Raw genomic sequence first — 18,513 nt, 5'->3', positions numbered from 1 at the left:
AAAGCTTAAAGCTTTTAACTCAAGCTCCTTAAATATTTGTTAACTTAATTCTTTACTGTTAACGACTTAGTCGACATTTAGACGCCACTCCTATGGATTTAGGAGTGGTTTTTTTCTTTGTGATTTACGCCGGTTGATAAAGCATAAAGGCAACCACCATCGCTAAGCTTCCGCCCAAGCAACGGTTCACAAACATCATCTGTTTTGGTGATTGCAGTAGCTTTTTAAGCATGGTGCCGCAATACGCCCACACCAACATGCACGGTACACCGGTAATCACCATACCCGCGATAATGGTCACGACTTGAATCAAGTAATCTGCATTCGGAGTGATGAACTGCGAAAACACGGTTAATGACGCTATCCAACCTTTAGGATTTAACACCTGCACCAACACACCCGACACAAAGCCTGAACGATTGTCGGTGGTGCTTTCTTCGATTTGCATATTCACAATCGACCACGCCATGAACAGCAAATAAGCCGCACCCGCGTATTTCAAAATGCTGTATAGCTCTGGGTAAAGGGTAAATAGGCTCACCAAACCGACACTAGAACCCGCCAGTACGATGATGATGCCAACAGCGTTCCCAGAGATAAAAGGTAAAGTCGCAGCAAATCCATAACGACTTGAAATCCCAAGTAATGCGATATTGCCTGCCCCAGGGGTAATTGCAATTGATGTTGAAAATAGCAAGAACGCCAGCATTAATTGAGAGCTCATTTCCTCTCACTCCTAATAAGTAAAGTATTTATAGGGAGAGAGTTTACAGATTCGACTAGGAATTAAATTGCTATATAGGCTAATATTAATCCAAATTTGAGCAAGAATTTTCCAAAATAGCCATGAAGCAGAAAGAATCCACCAAAGAAGTATTGGATGACACAGATATCGCCATCTTAGAGCATATCCAGCAAGACGGACGCATGAGCAACAGCAAGCTCGCAGAGAAGGTCAACCTCAGCGAAACCCCATGCTGGCGTCGTTGGAAACGCATGGAAGAAACTGGCTATATCGATGGTTACGCCGCTAAGCTGAATCGTAAGAAATTAGGCTTTCATGTGGCTGGTTTTACTCTTGTGACCTTGGGTAACCATGAAGTTGAAAACACAGAACCATTCGAAGAATTTGTCGCGGTAACCGATTGGATTCCTATGTGTCACTGCATTGCAGGCGCCGCCGATTACATGGTGCAAGTGTTGGCCAAAGATTTGGAAGAGTACTTTGAGCGTATTAGCTCGATCAGACGAGTCAAAGGCGTGAGTGCGATTCAGTCGAACATCTCAGTAAAAGAGTTGAAAAACAGCTATCGATTACCGCTTTCAGATTAGCTCCCTAAAACACATAAAACAAAAAGCCCAGCCGCGATAGATTTCTAAAGTCTAAGGCTCTGGGCTTAACGTTATTATTTACTGGGTTAACTGGCTTAGCTATTCACAAGGATGAGCTAAATGGATCAAGGCTAAACCACCGAGTGATGTTTCACGATATTTCTTGTTCATGTCTTTACCGGTTTGGTACATGGTTGCGATGACCTTATCGAGTGAGATCAAAGACTTGCAGTTTCGCTTCAATGCCATGCGAGATGCATTAATTGCCTTCATCGCACCCATCGCATTTCGCTCGATACACGGCACTTGAACCAAGCCGCCAATTGGGTCACAAGTCATACCCAATGAGTGTTCCATCGCGATTTCCGCCGCAATACAGATCTGCTCATTGCTGCCACCGCGTAGTGCCGTTAATCCCGCAGCCGCCATAGAGGATGATACGCCTACCTCACCTTGGCATCCCACTTCCGCACCAGAGATCGAAGCGTTAGTTTTGTACAGAATACCAATCGCGCCCGATACCGCTAAGAAATCTTTTAACTGCTTAGTATCCAACTCTTTAATGAAGCGATGGTAGTACATCAACACAGCAGGAATAACGCCCGCCGCACCATTGGTTGGTGATGTTACCACTTGGCCACCAGCCGCATTTTCTTCGCTAACCGCAAACGCAAACAAGTTAATCCAATCCATGATTTCCATTGGGTCGTTTTCAACCGCCGCATTCGCTTCTAACTTTTTCAGTAGGTTAGGCGCACGACGAGTTACGTTCAAACCACCATCAAGAATGCCTTCGGTTTCAAAGCCACGCTCCATACAACGACTCATCACTCGCCAGATTTGATCCGCTTTCTCTGAAATAATGTCAGCGCCTTCGAACTCCGCTTCATTTTTTAGAATCATACCACCGAGGCTCATCCCACTATTGTCAGCTTGTTGAAGCATTTCATCGGCGTTTTTGAACGGGAAAGGAACTTCTACCGCTTGGGTTTGAGTACCATTTTGCAGTTCATCAGCAGTTGCGATAAAACCGCCGCCAATCGAATAATAAGTTTCATCGACAATCACGTTGCCACTCTGGTCAAACGCAGTAATCATCATGCCATTTTCATGCAGAGGCAGATTGTCTTTGTGGAACAACATGTCGGTTTCGTAGTTGAAGGCAATGTGCTTGGTGCCCGCTAAATCCATCTCACCACTGTCTACGGCATGACGCATTGCTTGGTTTGCGCTGGTGATTTTGATGGTGTCTGGTTTATTGCCGAGTAGCCCCAATATTGTAGCTCTGTCGGTGTGGTGACCTATGCCAGTCAATGACAAAGAACCGTATAAATCCACCTGAATACGCGTCACTTCTGCGATTTTATCAGCGATTAATTGTGTGAAATGGAAACCCGCAATCATTGGGCCGTTGGTGTGAGAGCTCGATGGCCCAACACCAATTTTGTATATATCAAAGATCGATAACATAGATATACCAGTAAAAAATCGGTCAATTAAGAAAGAGCGGCATAAAGCCAATCAGGGATAACAGTACAAGCAGCAATCGTCACAACAGCGAACACCAACAAGCCATAATGACTCGCGGTAGGCTTTGCAAACAAATGCTTTTGCTTTTCTATAAATTCATTTTGTTGCTCGGTTACCTCTCCCCAGAAGCGGCTCACAACAACACCTAACACTAAGAAAACCACAGTGCCAATCAAGGCAAACCAAGGCCAAGCTATTCCGCTGTATTTGGCGATGAATACGACGGCCACACTGCCAATACTGCCCGCAATTACGCCTTTCTCGTTTGCTTGTTTGAAGAACAAACCCAAGATGAAAGAGCCAAGGCGAATACCAACAAAAATAGAGGTTAAGCTCGCAATCGTTTTAAGCACTGATTCATTAGAAACAGCCAGTAACGCAGGCACAACAACCGACGCTGCAGCAACCAGGCTCATTTTTCTAGCCACTGATTCATAGTGCGCGTCAGAGGCTTGCTTACGGAAGAAGCGCTTATAGAAATCGAACGTTGCGACCGTCGCCATTGAGTTATAGGTGGAATCCAATGTCGACATTGCCGCAGCCGAAAGTGCTGAGATCACCAAACCAACAATGATTGGGTTGGTATGGTTAAACACAAAATCGAGAATCACTTCGTTGCTGTTTTCAAAACTGCTGTCTTGATAAAAGACACTTAACAGCACCCCCATCACAGCAAAGAACAGATAAACAAAAAATGCGCCGTAGCCACAAAGCAACATCGATTTTTGCGCTGTTTTAACACACTTAGTCGCCAATGTTCTTTGAATAATCAGTTGGTTAGTGCCATACACACTCAGGTGCAAGAAGCTCACAGCCACTACGCCGGCCCACAATGTGGTATCGACGCCTAAGTCAAAATCGAGATTGATGATATTCAAATGTTCAGGAGACAACATCTCGCCCGCATCGATTTTCATCAGCAATAAAACAAAGATCGCAATGCTGCCGATAATCAACACTGCTGACTGAAGCATGTCAGTCCAGATTACAGTCGAGATACCACCCGCATAGGTATACAACGCAGTAAATACGCTGATGTAGATGATCGCCTCAGAGATACTCACTGGCAGCACTTGCACTAAGATCAGGGCTACCGCATACAGAATAACCCCTGCCGAAATACACTGAACCACAATGAACACGATGGAATTGATCGTGCGAGCAACAACGCCAAAGCGGTGCTCTAGGTATTCGTAAATCGAGGTTAGGCCGAGCTTGTAAAACACCGGAACAAAGAAAAGCACAGTGAAAAAGATCACTATTGGATAGTTCAAATGTACGCTCATCGCTTCCATGCCTGAGCTATAAACCCAGCCCGGCATGCCAACGAACGTCATTGCGCTGATGTAGGTTGCAAGAATCGACACACCTGCCGTAAACCAACCAAACTGTTTTCCACCAGTCGAAAAGTCGCCACCGACGCTATAGCGCCTATTAACTAAGTAGCTGATAAACAAAGTAGTTAGCACATAAAGAGCAATAACCACAAAACTTGAGTACGTAACCATTTTTAGATTCCGTTTATTGTATGTCGCAATTAATTCGCTGCCAATAGTACTCAAAAATGGATGTTTTCCCTCAAAAACCCACAATAAGTGTGACTATTATCACTAAGATAGACGATTAAACACTCAAACCACCCCACAAAGCACAAAAACCCAGTTAAATGAGATCAAGATCACTAAAATGCACAAAATGGGTACGCACTCATTTTAAAATTGACTTTGATCACGGATCTAATAACCACAAAAATTCTATTATCTCTCCCGAAATGAAGACGGTGTGATGAAGCTAAACAATCAACACACAATAATTAAAACCAAAACCACCCTATATAAAATAAAGGTTTATCGGTCATGACCATTAAAAAACACATGAGCGAAGTTCCTATGATTCAAAGGGTAGCCGCATATCTAGCAATTCTAGTAGGTTACTTTTTTTATTGTTATAACTTTGTAATTATTGACTACGTACGCCCATACATTGTGGAAGAATATGCTGGTATTAGCCTTTCTGATACCGCTCAGTTCTACACTTGGCAGTCGGTTGGTGCTCTGATTGGTGCTCTGAGCTGTGCATGGTTCGCAACCAAGTTCGGCAAGAAGTCCACACTAATAGCAATTACGGCATTAAACGGTGGTGCAACCATCATCAACATGATGTTTACCGACTACGCCACTTGGGCTGCAATGCGTTTCATCATTGGGCTATCTTTAGGTGGTTACTTCACGGTAGCAGTAAGCCTGATGATTGGCCTATTTACACCAACGGTTCGCGGTAAGTTGACTGCTTTTGCTTCTTCAATGTTCTCTGTTGCTTTAGTGGCAATGGGCGCTTACGCAGCCTTCATTACAAGTGTTGATGCACCTTGGCAGAGCCTAATGTGGGTAGGTGGTATTCCACCGCTTGTAGCAGCAGCGTTAATGATCTTTGTATTACCAAGCGACAAAACTGTGATCGCCTACGGTGAAGAAGATCAACAAACAACAACCAATACAGCTGGGGAAGTAACCGAAGCTAAAAAAGGTTCTTGGGGTGAGATGTTAAGCAAGCCTTACCGCAAAATTACGATTACTTGTTTACTTCTTTCTGGTCTTAACTTCTACGGATTCCAATTCTTCGGTGGCTTTGTAACTACCTACCTGAAAGATGTTCGTATGTTTGATGGTGCAACCATCGGTTTGATCTTCTCTATCTCAGCATTTGGTTCACTCTTCGGTGCTTGGTTCTGGGGATGGGCAGCAGATAAGTACGGTCGTAAGATCAACGCGTTCGGCTTCATCCTCGCAGGTATCATGGTTTCTATCTTCTTTGTCGCACCTGGCGACATGATGATTGGCGGCCTAAACATGCTGGCTCTTCTGGGTCTTATCTACAACTTCGGCCTGTCTGCTTCTGCAGTATGGGGCGGTTACTTCTCTGAATTGTTCCCAGCACGCTTGCGTAGCTATGGTGCAGCTTTATTCCATGGCGGTCGTATTATCGGCATGTGGGCACCAATGGTTCTTATCTTCATCCAAGAGCGTACCGACCTACAAACAGCAATGTGGGGCTCACCAATCGTATGGATTATCGCCGGCCTACTATGGCTAACACTGCCTGAAACTCTAGAAGGTGGCGTCTTCGATAAGAGCAAAAAAGCTGAAGCAGCAAAAGCTTAATTCGAAACTCATACGCTGAAGTTTAAATACGAAAAATTTAAAGCCGGCTGATAAGTCAGCCGGTAACAAAATCAAATCGAGTCCTGTTCCGAATGTTGACTCGACAACACAAAGAGAAATTATTATGTCTAAATATCAAGAAGCGAAACGCATTGTTCGTGAATACTTCGATGCAATGGAAAACGCAACTCACGAGAACGTTGCTGAAGTTTTAAAAGCACACACTTCTGAAGATTACTTGTGGCGCGGTGTTTACCCATTCCGCGAGCAAGAAGGCGCACAAGCAGCAGCTGACGTATTCTGGGCACCAATGATGAAGTCAATGACTCGCATGCAGCGTCGTCAAGACATCTTCATCGGTGGTAACAACGAAGTTAACCCAGATCAGATTTGGGTAATGAGCATGGGTCACTTCATGGGTCTATTCGACGCTGAATACCTAGGTATGCGCCCAACTGGCAAGATCATGAACGTTCGCTACGCAGAATTTAACTGTGTTGTTGATGGCAAAATCACTAAGACAGGCCTGTTTCTAGACCTACTAGGCATGATGGATCAAGCGGGTTGCTACCCACTTCCACCATCAACTGGTAAGCACTTCGTATACCCTGGCCCACGTAACCACGACGGTCTGCTATTCGAAGACGCGGCTCCAGAAGAAGGTGTTGCGACACTTGCTCTAGTAAACAAAATGGTTGATGACCTGTCTGCTCTTAACGACAGCGGCGCGATGGGTTGCCCACCAGAAGTACTAGCGAAGAGCTGGTCAAAAGACATGATTTGGTACGGCCCATGTGGTATCGGCGCGTCTTACACAATTCCTCGCTACCAACAACAGCACCAACTTCCTTTCCGTAACAACCTGAAAGACAAGAAGTTCAACGGCCACGTTTGTCGTTTCGCTGAAGGTAACTTCTCTTGTTTCTTCGGTTGGCCAAACCTATCAAACACACCAACAGGTGGCTTCCTAGGTATGACTGGCGGTGAAGTACGTGCAAACATGCAAGTAGTTGACGTTTACTACCGTGACGGTGACAAACTGTCTGAGAACTGGGTTCTTATCGACCTTCCTTACTGGCTACAACAGCAAGGTCTAGATGTGTTCGAACGCACTTCAAGCATCATGAACCCAACGCTGTAATCGATACGCTTTAATCCAAAAGATTGAAACGAAATAGTGGCAACCTAAATAGACATCTGATTTAGGTTGCCACGCTTACTGGGGGACCCTTCTCGCTCCTAGTAAGTGCTCCAACCAATTCATTATTGCTCCACTAATAACTGAATCTACTAGTGCCTCATGGATGGGGTACACCCTGCCAAACCATTAACAATATAACGGGCTTGAAAGCACGGTGGCTTTCTACGGCCTGAATAAAGAGAATTACAATGAAAAAGTCGATTCTTTCAGCAGTGATCCTGACAGCACTTACCTCAGGTTCTGCTTTTGCTGCACACACTTTTACCAATGACGCGGGCGATAGCCTTACTTTAGACGGTCGTTTCGACGTTCGTTACCAAGATAAGGGCGGCGACCACAACGGTGAGTGGAACAGCGGTAGCTCTCGTTTCGGCCTTAAAGGTCAAATGGGACTCGATAACGGCTGGACTGGCTTTGGCCATGCTGAATGGGGTTACAACTCAGGTGCTAACGGCGACAATATTTACGACCGACTTCTATACGCAGGCGTAGAGCACGACAAATACGGCAAGATCGCAGCAGGTACTAAGCAGTGGTCTACTTTTTATGACGTCGCATGGTACACCGACTTAGGTCGTGTCTTCGGTACTCGCGGCTCAGGTGTTTACAACCTTTCTGACTGGGGTATTGCATCTGGTACAGGTCGAGCAGAAAACTCCATTACTTACCGTAACTCAATCAACGACCAAGTAAGCTACGGCTTCACTTACCAAACGACACGTGAAGAAGTGGCACTAGCGAGTAATGCGACAGCTTCATTGAAAAACGGAATGGGTGCGTCAATCACTTACAAACCGGTTGATGGCGTAACACTAGGTGCAGCTTACCACCAAAATGAAATTGCAGACCTAGACTCAGGTGTGGTTGGCGTAGAAAATGGCGACAACATGCGCATCATGCTATTGGGTGCGAACTACAGCAACGGCGGCTTCTACGCAGGTGCCACTTTCCATGTTGGCGAAAACTGGGAAGCTGTAAGCCAAGGCGGTACGGATGTAATGTTCGATACCCTAGGTGGTGAAATCTACACGTACTACCACTTCGACAATGGCCTACGCCCTACGTTGAACTACAACTACATGGAAGATCGTGATGACCAAACAGATGGCTATGAGCGTAACCTGCTTATCCCTGGTGTTGAATACCACTTCCAGAAGAACAAATTCCTAGTTTGGACTGAATACCAATTCGACCTAGGTAAAGATCAGCTCGTTGGCAATAAATTCGAAAACAGAGATGACCAATTCGCTGCAGGTATTCGTTACTACTTCTAACGCCCAGTTAGTCGATTCATAAATTCTTTAAACAAAGCTCTGCTCTTACGCAGAGCTTTTTTGGGTCATACCCAGAATAATATTCAACACTCTCTATTAACCCTTATTTTTCATCCAATCATGGCATATTGTATTTTTGAGTACGTACCTAATTATGTTACTCTATGCACAATCAATTTGGTTCAAAAGTATGGTCTATGAGCTCTCCAAAACACTCCACGGCGTCAAAGCCAACCGTCACCTCTAAAGATGTCGCTAAACTTGCTGGCGTTTCTCAATCAACTGTATCTCGTGTATTTGTCCCGGGCAGTTCAGTGTCTGAAAAGACCAAGCAAAAAGTGTTCGATGCAGCAAAATCGTTGAACTATCGTCCCAATGCCTTTGCCCGCAGTCTGACGACAAATGAGTCCAAATTGATTGGCTTAGTTTTCCCAGATGCCGACTACCCTATCCACATGAAAACTCTGCAGCTTATCTCTACTGAGCTACAAAAGCAGGGTTACTCTGCGGTATTGATTCCTTGGCAAGTGGATGGAAACGACAACCACTCGATTCCTAATATATTCCAATACCGAGTTGATGGCGTAATTGCTGCTTCGGCGACCTTTAATAAGTCGCTTTATGAAGAGTGTGAAGAGTTCAACATCCCCATTGTTCAGTATGCTCGTGTAGTTGAGGGGACTAAGAGTAGCCATGTAATAAGTGACAACTACGCCGCAGGCCAAGTCGCCGCTCAACATTTACATAGCGTAGGAACAAAGTCAGCGGTTTACCTGACAGGTAACGTGCCAACCTACACCAACGGCGAGCGTGAATCGGGCTTTTGCTCAGAATTCGAAGATCTAACAGGCAAGCAAGCTCGTGTTATTGAAGCTGACTATGACTACCTTGATGCTCTAGATACCATTCGGACTCTGTTTTCAGAACCCACACATCCTCAAGCGATTTTCTGTGCGACAGATAACCTCGCGATGGCAGTAATGGATGTGGCGCGCTTAGAATTTAACCTGCGTATTCCAGAAGATCTTCAAGTGATTGGTTTTGACGATATCCCACAGACTCAATGGTTGAACTACCAACTCACTACCTTCAAGCAAGATTTCAGACGCCTTGCACGTGAATCAGTGAAAATTGTCGTTAGCCAGATTCAAGAGCAAGACACGAGCTTGGTTAAGCTGATGGTGCCAGTGAAGTTCATTGAACGAAAAACGACGCTAAAATAGAACCAACGTTAAGACGCTTTCAAACAAAAATCCCGCTCAGTGTGAGCGGGATTTTTTATGATATCTAACTAGTTACCTACACCACCGGTCTTCTCTGCCGGAGAATCAGGCGTTACTGGAGGCCACTCTTGGAAGGTTGCTAGGTGTTGTTGGACAGCAGCTTGTGCCGGGCCAAATGCCCACATTTTTTGTCCCATCCATTTTAGGTACATGCCCGACTCTTCCGCCGCTCGTTCGTATGGGTCACGACGTAAGTTAAACAGCAATGGTGCGTTTAGCTCTTCTTTAGGGCCACTCCAACCGTGGTTTTGCACGATGAAATGCGCCTTCCAATCACCAACACGAACCGCTTGCAGCTTGTCTCGTTCGTAGTAGTAGATCTCTTTACGGTTTGACTCGCCTTTCTCGGTCAGCATATCCACTTGGTTGTAACCATCAAGGTGCGCTTTAAAGCCATCGTGACCTTTCAGCAGTTTTTCTTTTAGATCCGTTGGACCACCAGCCGCAGCGACAAGAGTGGGTAACCAATCCATACCATCAAAGATGCCATTGCCTACAGTACCCGCTGGGATTTTACCCGGCCAGCTAACCAATGCAGGGGCTCTTACGCCACCTTCCCAAGTTGTGCCTTTCTCACCGTGATAAGGTGTCATACCGCCATCTGGCCAAGTCATGATCTCTGGGCCGTTATCGGCAGTGAAAATGATGATGGTGTTGTCAGCAATACCGAGTTCTTCCATCTTCGCCATCATCTCACCGACGTGATCATCAAGATCTTTCATGACCACTTCTTGGAGTCCCCAACCGTTTTGACCGAGCATCGCTTCGTATTCAGGTGACAGGTGCGTCCAAACGTGACCGCGTGATGGACAGTACCAAGTAAAGAATGGCTTATCCGCTTCAACCGCCCTTTCGATGAAGTTGATCGCGTGTTTATTCACTTCATCATCGAGTGTACGCATACGCTCAATCGACAATGCACCATCATCTTCGATCGTTTGACCACCTTTGCCATCTGATCTTGCGTAAATGACATTACGAGGTGCAAAGGCATCCAAAGATCCATCTTTTGGCCAATCTGGATCTTCTGTGTATTCCATTGCATTCAAGTGATACAACCAACCCCAATACTCATCAAAACCGTGCATTGTCGGTAGGAATTCATCTCGATCACCAAGATGGTTTTTACCAAACTGACCCGTAACATAACCCATGGTTTTAAGAATCTCAGGAAGCGTTGGCGTGTCGGCACTTAAACCAACTGGGCCACCTGGCAATCCGACTGAGTGCATGCCTGTTCGAACAGGGAGTTAACCCGTTAAGAATGCAGAACGACCCGCCGTACAAGAGGGTTGAGCGTAATAATCGGTCAGTAGCATGCCCTTTTCAGCAATACTATCGATGTTCGGTGTTTCGCTGCTCATCACACCATTGTGATAAGCACTCAGGTTTGATATCCCAATATCATCCGTGAAGATAACAAAAATATTCGGTTGCTCTTGGGCTGACCATGCTGATAGCGAAAAGCTGCTCAACACACTCAGAACAACAAGGTGGAAAATCCTTTTCATAGAATGTCCTTATACTGTTTCAGATTGCTCTTTGTGAACCATTTTTATTCCTACCAAACCAAAGCCAAGCTCCAATAGTAGATAGACGACAAGTAGCCAGTGAGGCATGCCATCTATCAACAAGCTAATGACTCGGCCGGCAGCCAAACCCAACATGAAGACCACCAAACTGTAGAGTGCTGGCAGTCGGTATTTCTTTAGTAACGCCCCTGCTATCCAAAACAGAGCCAACGCTAAGTACAACCCCATCACAGCACGAAAGATATGAGTGACATTGATAGGGCTAGCATCAATTCCGAAAAGATAATCAAGGGAGACAACGGGGGCATAACCGTACGACAACGCAATCGGTGTTAAACCCAAAACAGCGACGAACAAAAAAACACTTTGTGGCTTCATATCCTTACTCTTTTAATTTGGCTCTTTTCAAAAAACATAGTCTACAATCAGCAATATACAAGTTGCATATGTGGAAAATGGATAGTTAAAACACACATTTACATTCGTGCTATTTCACATCGAAGATAAGGATATCAATATGGCTAAATGGCATTACCTACTCGCATCAGCATTGGTTGCCAGTTCAACCGTAAATGCTCAGGAAGCAAGCACACAAGCGGATACAAAAAAGTGGCAACATAGCTTCGAAATTTACGCGCTCGCACTCAACATCCGCGGAGACAGCACCATTAGTGATTTGTCTGCTGATGTCGATGTTGATCCTGCATTCATCATGGATCATCTTGATATGACCGCAATGGTGCGTTTAGAGGGTATCTATGACAATCAGTGGGGCTATTACATTGACTACAGCTTCATGAAGTTAAGCGGAAAAACAAACTCAGTGTTAGGTAGCAACCTAGAGGTATTGAGGGGCAACCTTGATATCCGACAAGGTGTTTTAGATGTGAAGGGGTTTAAGCGCTACCAGTACGATTTTGGCACGATTGATTATCTGTTTGGGCTTCGTTGGTGGGATAACGACATCGATGCCAAGCTTTACGGTTCAGGTGGCAATCTAAGTGCAGACCGATCACTCGATGAAGATTGGGTTGATTACCAAATAGGTGTGAGATGGATAACGCAGATCAATAAGGATTGGAAGTTTCACGCAACCATTGATGCAGGGCTTGGTAGTGACACCAACTTTACCTCATCTCTGTTAACTGGCGTGCGATACCAGATAAACAGTTGGTCTGACTTAAATGTTGCCTACAAATCGACCTGGGTTGATTACGAAAACAAGGGGACCTTTGAATACGATACCGCATCGCAAGGGTTCCTGATTGGTTGGGCTGCTCATTTCTAGTCAAACAATAAGAGGTAAGCCTGATATCGTTAGGCTTACCTGACAATGTCAATCTTTCAAGAGTTAATGCCGGTTTTAACTAACGAACAAGCAAAACTACCCATCAACGACCTAGTTATTCACAGTGTTTGGAACTACGCACTCTTTCTTCATGATAGTTAAGCCGGCCTCGAGAGTTTCTGTCCAAGCTTGTTCGACGCTTTCATCGTAGTGAGGGTCATATTTTTTAACTGTATTGAGTAACGAATTGAACCACTCGTTGAGTTCTTGCTCAGAGATATCCATTCCTAAATCTTTATGTCGCTTCCCAAGCTTTTTTACCGAGTTTCGTACGCTCGGCAGACCCGCAGAGTTATAGATAAGAATGATCGAGGCTTTAAGCATCTTGGTTTGTTGCTCTAACCCTATATTTTCAAAACGTTCTGAAAACCTTGGGTTATGCTCGCAAAAATCAGCCAAAAACGTTTCGAGAAATTCTTGGTCAATCCGGCAGCGCTCAAAACTTTCATAAAACAGTTCGTTCGGTTTCATCTAGCCAGTCCTTTGCAAAATTTTGAGTTATCGGGAAGCTAACAAGTCCAGAGCCGCAACTTAGCCAACTCCGAACCATCAATATGATCTAAGTATACGCCACTGTGGCATAAAATGAACGATGGCATAACGTAAACTACGGCATAAAGTGCGTTGCACAAATCTTGTTTCCATCAGGATCTCGCAAATAAGCCATGTACAAGCGACGCTCGTCAGAACCTCTCGCTCCGGGGCCATTTTCAATGCTGGTACCGCCATTTTCGACGCCAACTCGATGCCACTCATCTACAACTTCAGGAGAAGGCGCAAGAAAACCCACCGTCATGCCGTTGCCGTGAGTCGCAGGCTGACCATCAATCGGCTTCGTTAAGCCCAACACACCTGTTTGACTAACGTAAACACAGCGCCCTTTAGGATCAACAGAGCCTTCGCTATAACCAAGCACTTTCATGATTGGGTCATAAAAAGCCTTCGCGCGTTCAATATCTTCGGTACCGAGAAAAACATGGCTGAACATAACTAACCTCTTCTTCTATTGAAAGAACAACCTAAACTAGACCTATAATTCGTGTTTGTCTAGGCACGCTATTCGGTCACAACTGTTGCTTAACCCATTGAGCAAACACCTGAAACTTAGTTCGCTGTTCCATGCCTTTCGGGAACTCAGTTAGTCTGTTCAACAATTCGTTGTGCGCCCTGCCCTTGGTCATGCAAGATATCATCAGGATTTAGCAAGTTGCACTTTTGCATACTCAAGCATCCGCAACCGATACAGCCGGTTAAGTTCTCTTGTAGCGATTTAATCTGCGCCATTTTACTGTCGAGTTGCCCCTGCCACTTCTTAGCAACGCGCTCCCAATCTCGCTTAGTCGCGGTATGGTTCATCGGCAGTGTCGATAATTCTTCGGTGATCTCTTCCAGCGTGAAGCCTATCGACTGCGCGACTTGGATCAACGCAATTCGTCTCAACATCGCCGACTGATAACGGCGCTGATTTCCGTTAGTACGAATCGAAGCAATCAACCCCTTGGTTTCGTAAAAACGTAACGCCGAAGGAGCCACGCCACTGCGCTCAGCCAACTGGCCTATGGTGAGGTATACGATGTTTCTCATTACGACACTATCCTTGAGATCATAAATATTTAAAGCTTACTTTAACTTTAGAGTAGCGACCTATTGTTACCTTAACCAATTAATGTCCTTAAACTTTGACAACGGGCGCAATGAAAAGCAATCGTGAACATGGCTGCTTTGTTTTATTGTGGTGTTCTCGCTCTCTAAATCTGACTCATGATCGATTTCAGGCTCTCGGCCATTTCGGCATTGATGATCTCACCCGTTTCTACATTAAAGTTGTCGTAGAAACTTGGCACCGACATCGACCCCTTCACATCTGCATCAAAGTAAGGTGCCGAATTTACCGCAGACGACAACACAGAGTTTGCGCCGCCTGGGCCTGGTGATGTGGAGAGCATCACAACAGGTTTGCCTTGGTACACTTTCATGTCGATTCGTGATGTCCAATCAAACACATTCTTAAAGGCTGCGGTGTATGAGCCGTTATACTCTGCAAAAGAGATGACCACAGCATCTGCTTCGCCAATCTTGCTAAAAAAGCGTTGAGCGTGTTGATGAACACCTGAATCTTGCTCTCTTTTCTCGCTGTAAATTGGCATCTCGAAATCATTAAGGTCGAGCACCTCGACTTGCGCGCCTTCGACTAAACCTGCGGTGTACGCTGCAAGTTGTTGATTAATTGATGTTGTACTGTTGGTCGCGCCAATCGCTAATACTTTCATTGTTGATCCTTGTTCATTTTTCTCACCTTTTTGCACTCATGACTTCAATTACGGAGCTCAAAATTCATAACTGAAGATTCGTAACGTCTGTTTGATAACATCAAAACCTGCACTAGGCGACAAGGTGATAGATTGTGTTTTTAGATTGGGGATGATGATAAAACCTCAAGTTAACTTGAGGTAAAGCGATATTTTCAAAATATAGGAAATAGTTTAAAAACACTTATAAAGCAGTTGATTATGAAAGGTTTAACATAGGTTGGCATTACACAGGAAAAAGTCAGCACACCCAAAATACATTGAGTGTGCTTTATCGAAGTATTATTTACTTAAAGTGATTTAATGGACAGACACCAGAGTAAGCGACACCGGATAGCTCGGCCATTTCGCGATTCCATGTTGCCAAATCATGAGGGTTAAATTGATTCAAATGATCATGCCCACATGCCCTCGCCATCACTTGCATTAATTCTGTCGAGGCTTCAAAGAAGTTCTTAAGCTGGTTCGATGCTTTCTCGACATTCAAACGCTGACGTAAATCGGCTTTTTGAGTTGCAATACCAGCAGGGCAATTATTGGTGTTACACATTCTCGCCGCCACACAACCTATCGACTGCATGGCACTGTTTGAGATAGCGACACCATCAGCACCAAGCGCCATCGCTTTTACGAAATCCATCGGCACGCGCAAGCCGCCCGTGATGATCAATGTGACTCTGTCACTGACCCCTTGTTTATCGAGATACGCTCTAGCGCGAGCGAGTGCTGGAATAGTGGGAACACTGATATGGTCACGGAACATTTCTGGCGCCGCCCCTGTACCGCCACCACGCCCATCTAAGATGATGTAATCGGCACTGGCATCAAGCGCGAACTGAATGTCTTCTTCGATGTGATTGGCACTTAACTTAAAGCCAATCGGGATACCGCCTGTCACCTCTCGAACACGGTCGGCGAACTTTTTAAAATCCTCGACCGTGTTAAGGTCGACAAAGGTGGGTGGAGAAATCGCTGCCGTGCCCGCTTCAATGCCACGCACCTCCGCGATCTTGCCTATGTTCTTCGCGCCCGGTAAGTGCCCGCCCGTTCCGGTTTTGGCACCCTGCCCGCCTTTAAAGTGGAAGGCTTGAACGTTTTTGAGCTTAGCTTCATCGTAACCAAACTGAGCACTGGCTAATTCATAAAAGTAGCGAGAGTTCGCCGCTTGCTCTTCGGGTAACATACCGCCCTCACCGGAGCAGATACCCGTCCCTGCGAGTTCGGCACCTTTCGCCAATGAGACTTTTGCTTCTTCAGATAGCGAGCCAAAACTCATATCAGACACAAACAAAGAGATGTCCAATTTGAGTGGCTTCTTCGCTTTGGGGCCAATAATCAGTTCAGTTCCAACGGGCACATTCTCCAGCAAAGGCTTGGTGGCCATTTGCGCGACCATCACTTGAATATCGTCCCAGTGAGGCAATAGATGTCTTGGAACGCCCATGGAGGTCATTGGCCCATGATGTCCAACCTTGGATAAACCATCACGCGCCAGTTGATGAATAAACTCGACGGTAGGTTCTTCTTTGGTTGCGCTCGCAGCTGGCGACAAATCTGGCGCAGCCGCTTGAATGTGAACCTCCGGGCCTTCTTGCCCAACTTGTTCCGCTGTGAACTGTTTATGAGTGCCATCGCAGAAAGGAAGGTTGTTGGAATGCTTACAGCGACAAAGGTAGGCGTCTCCGCTCTCTTCGGCGACAAAGCTTTTCGGTTTGAACCCCGTACCGGCATGAGAACCGTCACAAAACGGTTGGTTTTTCGATTTACCACAGGTACAGAAGTAATACTCTTCCCCTTCAGTTAGCTCCACTTTGATTGGCTTGGTATCCGCTATCACTGGATTCTTCATAGTTCGTTCACCTTTATCTTTTTTATCATTTGATGACTGAAGCGATGGCTTGCTCACAAGAGTAAAGTAAAGGTGAGATATGTGACGAATTCAATAAATGAGACTGATATACAAGGTGAGTAAACCGACTAAAAACAGTCATGACCGACTGAGCTCAAACAAAAATGGCTACCTAGTAGGCAGCCATTATGGGTGAGAGCTTAGTCAAAACTAATGCACTGAGGGTTAATCAAACAATTCGATAACCAATTTATTGTCTTTAATCACTAGATTGGGTTCCGATGACTTAATCAACGACTCTTGAACCTTGTTGCTGTCGAGTTTGTAAACCGGAGACTGGGACAAAGCAAAACCTATCATCGATACAGCTGGTTTGAGTAGTGTCTCTATTTCAGGCGAAAGCTGTTTGCCTTTTTCTTCAAAGCGCTCTAGTCGCAGCGACTTTAGATACACCTCGCCACTCTCCTTGTCGTATTCGGGAATCGCGCTGAACTCTAAGTCTAAATCCAACCCCATATTAGGCATATTCAACACTTGAACTTTTGCATTGGTATTCGCCAACACGGACACGCGTTGTGCATCGGCTCGACCAATTTGCACTTCTAGATCATCCACAGCCACTTGTGCGTACATCACACTTTGTACACCAACCTCTTGTTCTAGCATCACTGAGTCTTCAAGGTACTTCGTCATTTCTTGCTCGGTAATACTGTAGCTAACACAACCACTGAGCATCAGGGCTGTCACAGCTATAATCAAACGGTTCATTAACTTTGTTGTCATTGGAGATAGGCTCTTATTTTTTAAATGCATGGAACGGATGTTACCTCGAGATGATACTGTAAATTGGTTGTCACAATAACAGTGTCGGATAACTGGGCAGAATGATCCACCTAAATGGTGATGTCGTATCAATGAGAATTGACGAAAATAGTAAGGAAAACAATGACTGCATTAACGATATTTTACGATGGAACCTGTCCACTTTGTGCAAAAGAGATGGCAGCACTGACTAAGTCTGATTCCAAAGATCAGATCCAGACCGTCGATATCTACAGTGAAGCGTTTTCAAACTACCCGCAAATAGATGCCGAGGCAGCCAATACAATCTTGCATGCACTGGACGAAAACGGAAAGCTGCTGCTCGGTTTAGACGTGACTTACCAAGCGTGGAAGCTAGTAGGAAAGGGTTGGCTGTATGCCCCGTTACGTTGGGCGATTTTTAAGCCAATGGCAGATTGGTGTTATCTACGGTTTGCCAAAAATCGATATAAGATTTCGTTTTGGCTAACCGGAAAATCACGTTGCAACGGTAACAGCTGCACAAAATAGTGTTGAGTTAAGACATGCCGCTGGCGACTTTGTAGTAAACGATGCCAAATAGGGCTGCGAACACCAATACCGTAACGGCCACTTTCAACCAAATAAATTTCATGCTTTGTCCTTTTAATTCTGTTTACTGTTCCACGCGACAAGTTAGCACAACAAAACATACGGTTGTGTAATGATTGATAGAACTTTGTAGTCATACCAATCACAGTAGGTAAGTGTCAAGAAATAGCGCAGGAAAAAAGCTTGAGAACAAGGCGGCTCTTTTCGACAAGAAGTTTCGATAAGTAGTTATTCTACAATCAAAAAATCTAACGACTTTATCGAGATTTTTAACAAGCTAGGGTGAACAGTTATTTACTACG

17 protein-coding genes and 1 pseudogene are annotated in these 18,513 nt (G+C 45.1%); 7 read left to right on the top strand and 11 right to left on the bottom strand.

Annotation, left to right across the window (positions count from 1 at the left end; genetic code table 11):
- Nucleotides 1-124: 124 nt before the first annotated feature.
- Nucleotides 125-724, bottom strand: coding sequence for a LysE family translocator (locus AB6E51_RS00565; protein WP_372058601.1), 600 nt, complete (start codon nucleotides 722-724; stop codon nucleotides 125-127).
- A gap of 122 nt (nucleotides 725-846) precedes the next feature.
- Between AB6E51_RS00565 and AB6E51_RS00560 the strand changes: the two genes are divergently transcribed.
- Complete coding sequence (locus tag AB6E51_RS00560; RefSeq protein WP_372058603.1) at nucleotides 847-1,332, top strand: Lrp/AsnC family transcriptional regulator; 486 nt, start codon at nucleotides 847-849, stop codon at nucleotides 1,330-1,332.
- Nucleotides 1,333-1,431: 99 nt separating this feature from the next.
- Here AB6E51_RS00560 and AB6E51_RS00555 read toward each other — a convergent pair whose 3' ends face one another.
- Entirely contained in the window at nucleotides 1,432-2,802 is a 1,371-nt protein-coding gene (locus tag AB6E51_RS00555; RefSeq protein ID WP_136979737.1) for an L-serine ammonia-lyase, read from the bottom strand.
- A 26-nt stretch (nucleotides 2,803-2,828) separates the two neighbouring features.
- The gene (locus AB6E51_RS00550; protein WP_017065256.1) at nucleotides 2,829-4,370 is read right to left on the bottom strand and encodes a sodium:solute symporter family transporter; all 1,542 of its coding nucleotides are present in this window, start codon (nucleotides 4,368-4,370) and stop codon (nucleotides 2,829-2,831) included.
- A gap of 348 nt (nucleotides 4,371-4,718) precedes the next feature.
- Between AB6E51_RS00550 and AB6E51_RS00545 the strand changes: the two genes are divergently transcribed.
- The 4 genes from AB6E51_RS00545 to AB6E51_RS00530 all read left to right on the top strand — a co-directional run bounded on the left by AB6E51_RS00545 (nucleotide 4,719) and on the right by AB6E51_RS00530 (nucleotide 9,721).
- The gene (locus AB6E51_RS00545; protein WP_372058605.1) at nucleotides 4,719-6,023 is read left to right on the top strand and encodes an MFS transporter; all 1,305 of its coding nucleotides are present in this window, start codon (nucleotides 4,719-4,721) and stop codon (nucleotides 6,021-6,023) included.
- A 124-nt stretch (nucleotides 6,024-6,147) separates the two neighbouring features.
- Nucleotides 6,148-7,164, top strand: coding sequence for a nuclear transport factor 2 family protein (locus AB6E51_RS00540; protein WP_372058607.1), 1,017 nt, complete (start codon nucleotides 6,148-6,150; stop codon nucleotides 7,162-7,164).
- A 248-nt stretch (nucleotides 7,165-7,412) separates the two neighbouring features.
- Nucleotides 7,413-8,498, top strand: coding sequence for a porin (locus AB6E51_RS00535; protein ID WP_017065839.1), 1,086 nt, complete (start codon nucleotides 7,413-7,415; stop codon nucleotides 8,496-8,498).
- A gap of 197 nt (nucleotides 8,499-8,695) precedes the next feature.
- On the top strand, nucleotides 8,696-9,721 hold the full coding sequence (locus tag AB6E51_RS00530; protein WP_372058608.1) for a LacI family DNA-binding transcriptional regulator: 1,026 nt from the start codon (nucleotides 8,696-8,698) through the stop codon (nucleotides 9,719-9,721).
- Between the two features lie 68 nt (nucleotides 9,722-9,789).
- Here AB6E51_RS00530 and AB6E51_RS00525 read toward each other — a convergent pair.
- Both AB6E51_RS00525 and AB6E51_RS00520 read right to left on the bottom strand, forming a co-directional pair.
- Nucleotides 9,790-11,292: pseudogene (locus AB6E51_RS00525) on the bottom strand (arylsulfatase).
- A 9-nt stretch (nucleotides 11,293-11,301) separates the two neighbouring features.
- The gene (locus AB6E51_RS00520; protein ID WP_017062182.1) at nucleotides 11,302-11,691 is read right to left on the bottom strand and encodes a DUF4345 domain-containing protein; all 390 of its coding nucleotides are present in this window, start codon (nucleotides 11,689-11,691) and stop codon (nucleotides 11,302-11,304) included.
- Between the two features lie 139 nt (nucleotides 11,692-11,830).
- Here AB6E51_RS00520 and AB6E51_RS00515 point away from each other — a divergent pair, with 139 nt between their 5' ends.
- Nucleotides 11,831-12,601 carry a DUF481 domain-containing protein gene (locus AB6E51_RS00515; protein WP_372058610.1) on the top strand — a complete coding sequence of 257 codons (771 nt, stop codon included), beginning with the start codon at nucleotides 11,831-11,833 and terminating at the stop codon, nucleotides 12,599-12,601.
- A gap of 111 nt (nucleotides 12,602-12,712) precedes the next feature.
- Here the strand turns inward: AB6E51_RS00515 and AB6E51_RS00510 are convergent, their stop codons facing one another.
- The 6 genes from AB6E51_RS00510 to AB6E51_RS00485 all read right to left on the bottom strand — a co-directional run bounded on the left by AB6E51_RS00510 (nucleotide 12,713) and on the right by AB6E51_RS00485 (nucleotide 17,602).
- Nucleotides 12,713-13,132, bottom strand: coding sequence for a globin (locus AB6E51_RS00510; protein WP_017065249.1), 420 nt, complete (start codon nucleotides 13,130-13,132; stop codon nucleotides 12,713-12,715).
- Between the two features lie 136 nt (nucleotides 13,133-13,268).
- Nucleotides 13,269-13,649: a VOC family protein gene (locus tag AB6E51_RS00505; protein WP_017071825.1), complete on the bottom strand. Its 381-nt coding sequence runs from the start codon at nucleotides 13,647-13,649 to the stop codon at nucleotides 13,269-13,271.
- Between the two features lie 146 nt (nucleotides 13,650-13,795).
- Nucleotides 13,796-14,245 carry a redox-sensitive transcriptional activator SoxR gene (gene soxR, locus AB6E51_RS00500; RefSeq protein WP_017062186.1) on the bottom strand — a complete coding sequence of 150 codons (450 nt, stop codon included), beginning with the start codon at nucleotides 14,243-14,245 and terminating at the stop codon, nucleotides 13,796-13,798.
- Nucleotides 14,246-14,409: 164 nt separating this feature from the next.
- A complete protein-coding gene (locus AB6E51_RS00495; protein WP_017062187.1) occupies nucleotides 14,410-14,931 on the bottom strand; it encodes an NADPH-dependent FMN reductase in 522 nt (173 codons plus the stop codon).
- A 325-nt stretch (nucleotides 14,932-15,256) separates the two neighbouring features.
- Nucleotides 15,257-16,819 carry a glutamate synthase-related protein gene (locus AB6E51_RS00490; RefSeq protein WP_372058612.1) on the bottom strand — a complete coding sequence of 521 codons (1,563 nt, stop codon included), beginning with the start codon at nucleotides 16,817-16,819 and terminating at the stop codon, nucleotides 15,257-15,259.
- A gap of 225 nt (nucleotides 16,820-17,044) precedes the next feature.
- Nucleotides 17,045-17,602 (bottom strand): DUF1439 domain-containing protein, encoded by a 558-nt coding sequence (locus AB6E51_RS00485; protein ID WP_372058614.1) that lies wholly within the window; start codon nucleotides 17,600-17,602, stop codon nucleotides 17,045-17,047.
- A 162-nt stretch (nucleotides 17,603-17,764) separates the two neighbouring features.
- On the opposite strand from AB6E51_RS00485, the gene AB6E51_RS00480 reads away from it, so the two are divergent.
- Nucleotides 17,765-18,151, top strand: coding sequence for a thiol-disulfide oxidoreductase DCC family protein (locus AB6E51_RS00480; RefSeq protein ID WP_017062190.1), 387 nt, complete (start codon nucleotides 17,765-17,767; stop codon nucleotides 18,149-18,151).
- Nucleotides 18,152-18,513: the final 362 nt, after the last annotated feature.

Source organism: Vibrio sp. 10N.247.311.47 (assembly GCF_041467535.1).
GTDB classification, from domain to species: Bacteria; Pseudomonadota; Gammaproteobacteria; order Enterobacterales; family Vibrionaceae; genus Vibrio; species Vibrio crassostreae_C.
The sequence above is the reverse complement of the archived record's forward strand: the minus strand, read 5'-3'. Positions and strand labels throughout refer to the sequence as shown.

Coding starts and splice junctions, on each gene's coding strand:
- AB6E51_RS00480 (WP_017062190.1), top strand. CDS start 17,765: ATGACTGCATTAACGATATTTTACGATGGAACCTGTCCACTTTGTGCA.
- AB6E51_RS00515 (WP_372058610.1), top strand. CDS start 11,831: ATGGCTAAATGGCATTACCTACTCGCATCAGCATTGGTTGCCAGTTCA.
- AB6E51_RS00565 (WP_372058601.1), bottom strand. CDS start 724: ATGAGCTCTCAATTAATGCTGGCGTTCTTGCTATTTTCAACATCAATT.
- AB6E51_RS00485 (WP_372058614.1), bottom strand. CDS start 17,602: ATGACAACAAAGTTAATGAACCGTTTGATTATAGCTGTGACAGCCCTG.
- AB6E51_RS00555 (WP_136979737.1), bottom strand. CDS start 2,802: ATGTTATCGATCTTTGATATATACAAAATTGGTGTTGGGCCATCGAGC.
- AB6E51_RS00535 (WP_017065839.1), top strand. CDS start 7,413: ATGAAAAAGTCGATTCTTTCAGCAGTGATCCTGACAGCACTTACCTCA.
- AB6E51_RS00510 (WP_017065249.1), bottom strand. CDS start 13,132: ATGAAACCGAACGAACTGTTTTATGAAAGTTTTGAGCGCTGCCGGATT.
- AB6E51_RS00560 (WP_372058603.1), top strand. CDS start 847: ATGAAGCAGAAAGAATCCACCAAAGAAGTATTGGATGACACAGATATC.
- soxR (WP_017062186.1), bottom strand. CDS start 14,245: ATGAGAAACATCGTATACCTCACCATAGGCCAGTTGGCTGAGCGCAGT.
- AB6E51_RS00530 (WP_372058608.1), top strand. CDS start 8,696: ATGAGCTCTCCAAAACACTCCACGGCGTCAAAGCCAACCGTCACCTCT.
- AB6E51_RS00540 (WP_372058607.1), top strand. CDS start 6,148: ATGTCTAAATATCAAGAAGCGAAACGCATTGTTCGTGAATACTTCGAT.
- AB6E51_RS00505 (WP_017071825.1), bottom strand. CDS start 13,649: ATGTTCAGCCATGTTTTTCTCGGTACCGAAGATATTGAACGCGCGAAG.
- AB6E51_RS00520 (WP_017062182.1), bottom strand. CDS start 11,691: ATGAAGCCACAAAGTGTTTTTTTGTTCGTCGCTGTTTTGGGTTTAACA.
- AB6E51_RS00490 (WP_372058612.1), bottom strand. CDS start 16,819: ATGAAGAATCCAGTGATAGCGGATACCAAGCCAATCAAAGTGGAGCTA.
- AB6E51_RS00550 (WP_017065256.1), bottom strand. CDS start 4,370: ATGGTTACGTACTCAAGTTTTGTGGTTATTGCTCTTTATGTGCTAACT.
- AB6E51_RS00545 (WP_372058605.1), top strand. CDS start 4,719: ATGACCATTAAAAAACACATGAGCGAAGTTCCTATGATTCAAAGGGTA.
- AB6E51_RS00495 (WP_017062187.1), bottom strand. CDS start 14,931: ATGAAAGTATTAGCGATTGGCGCGACCAACAGTACAACATCAATTAAT.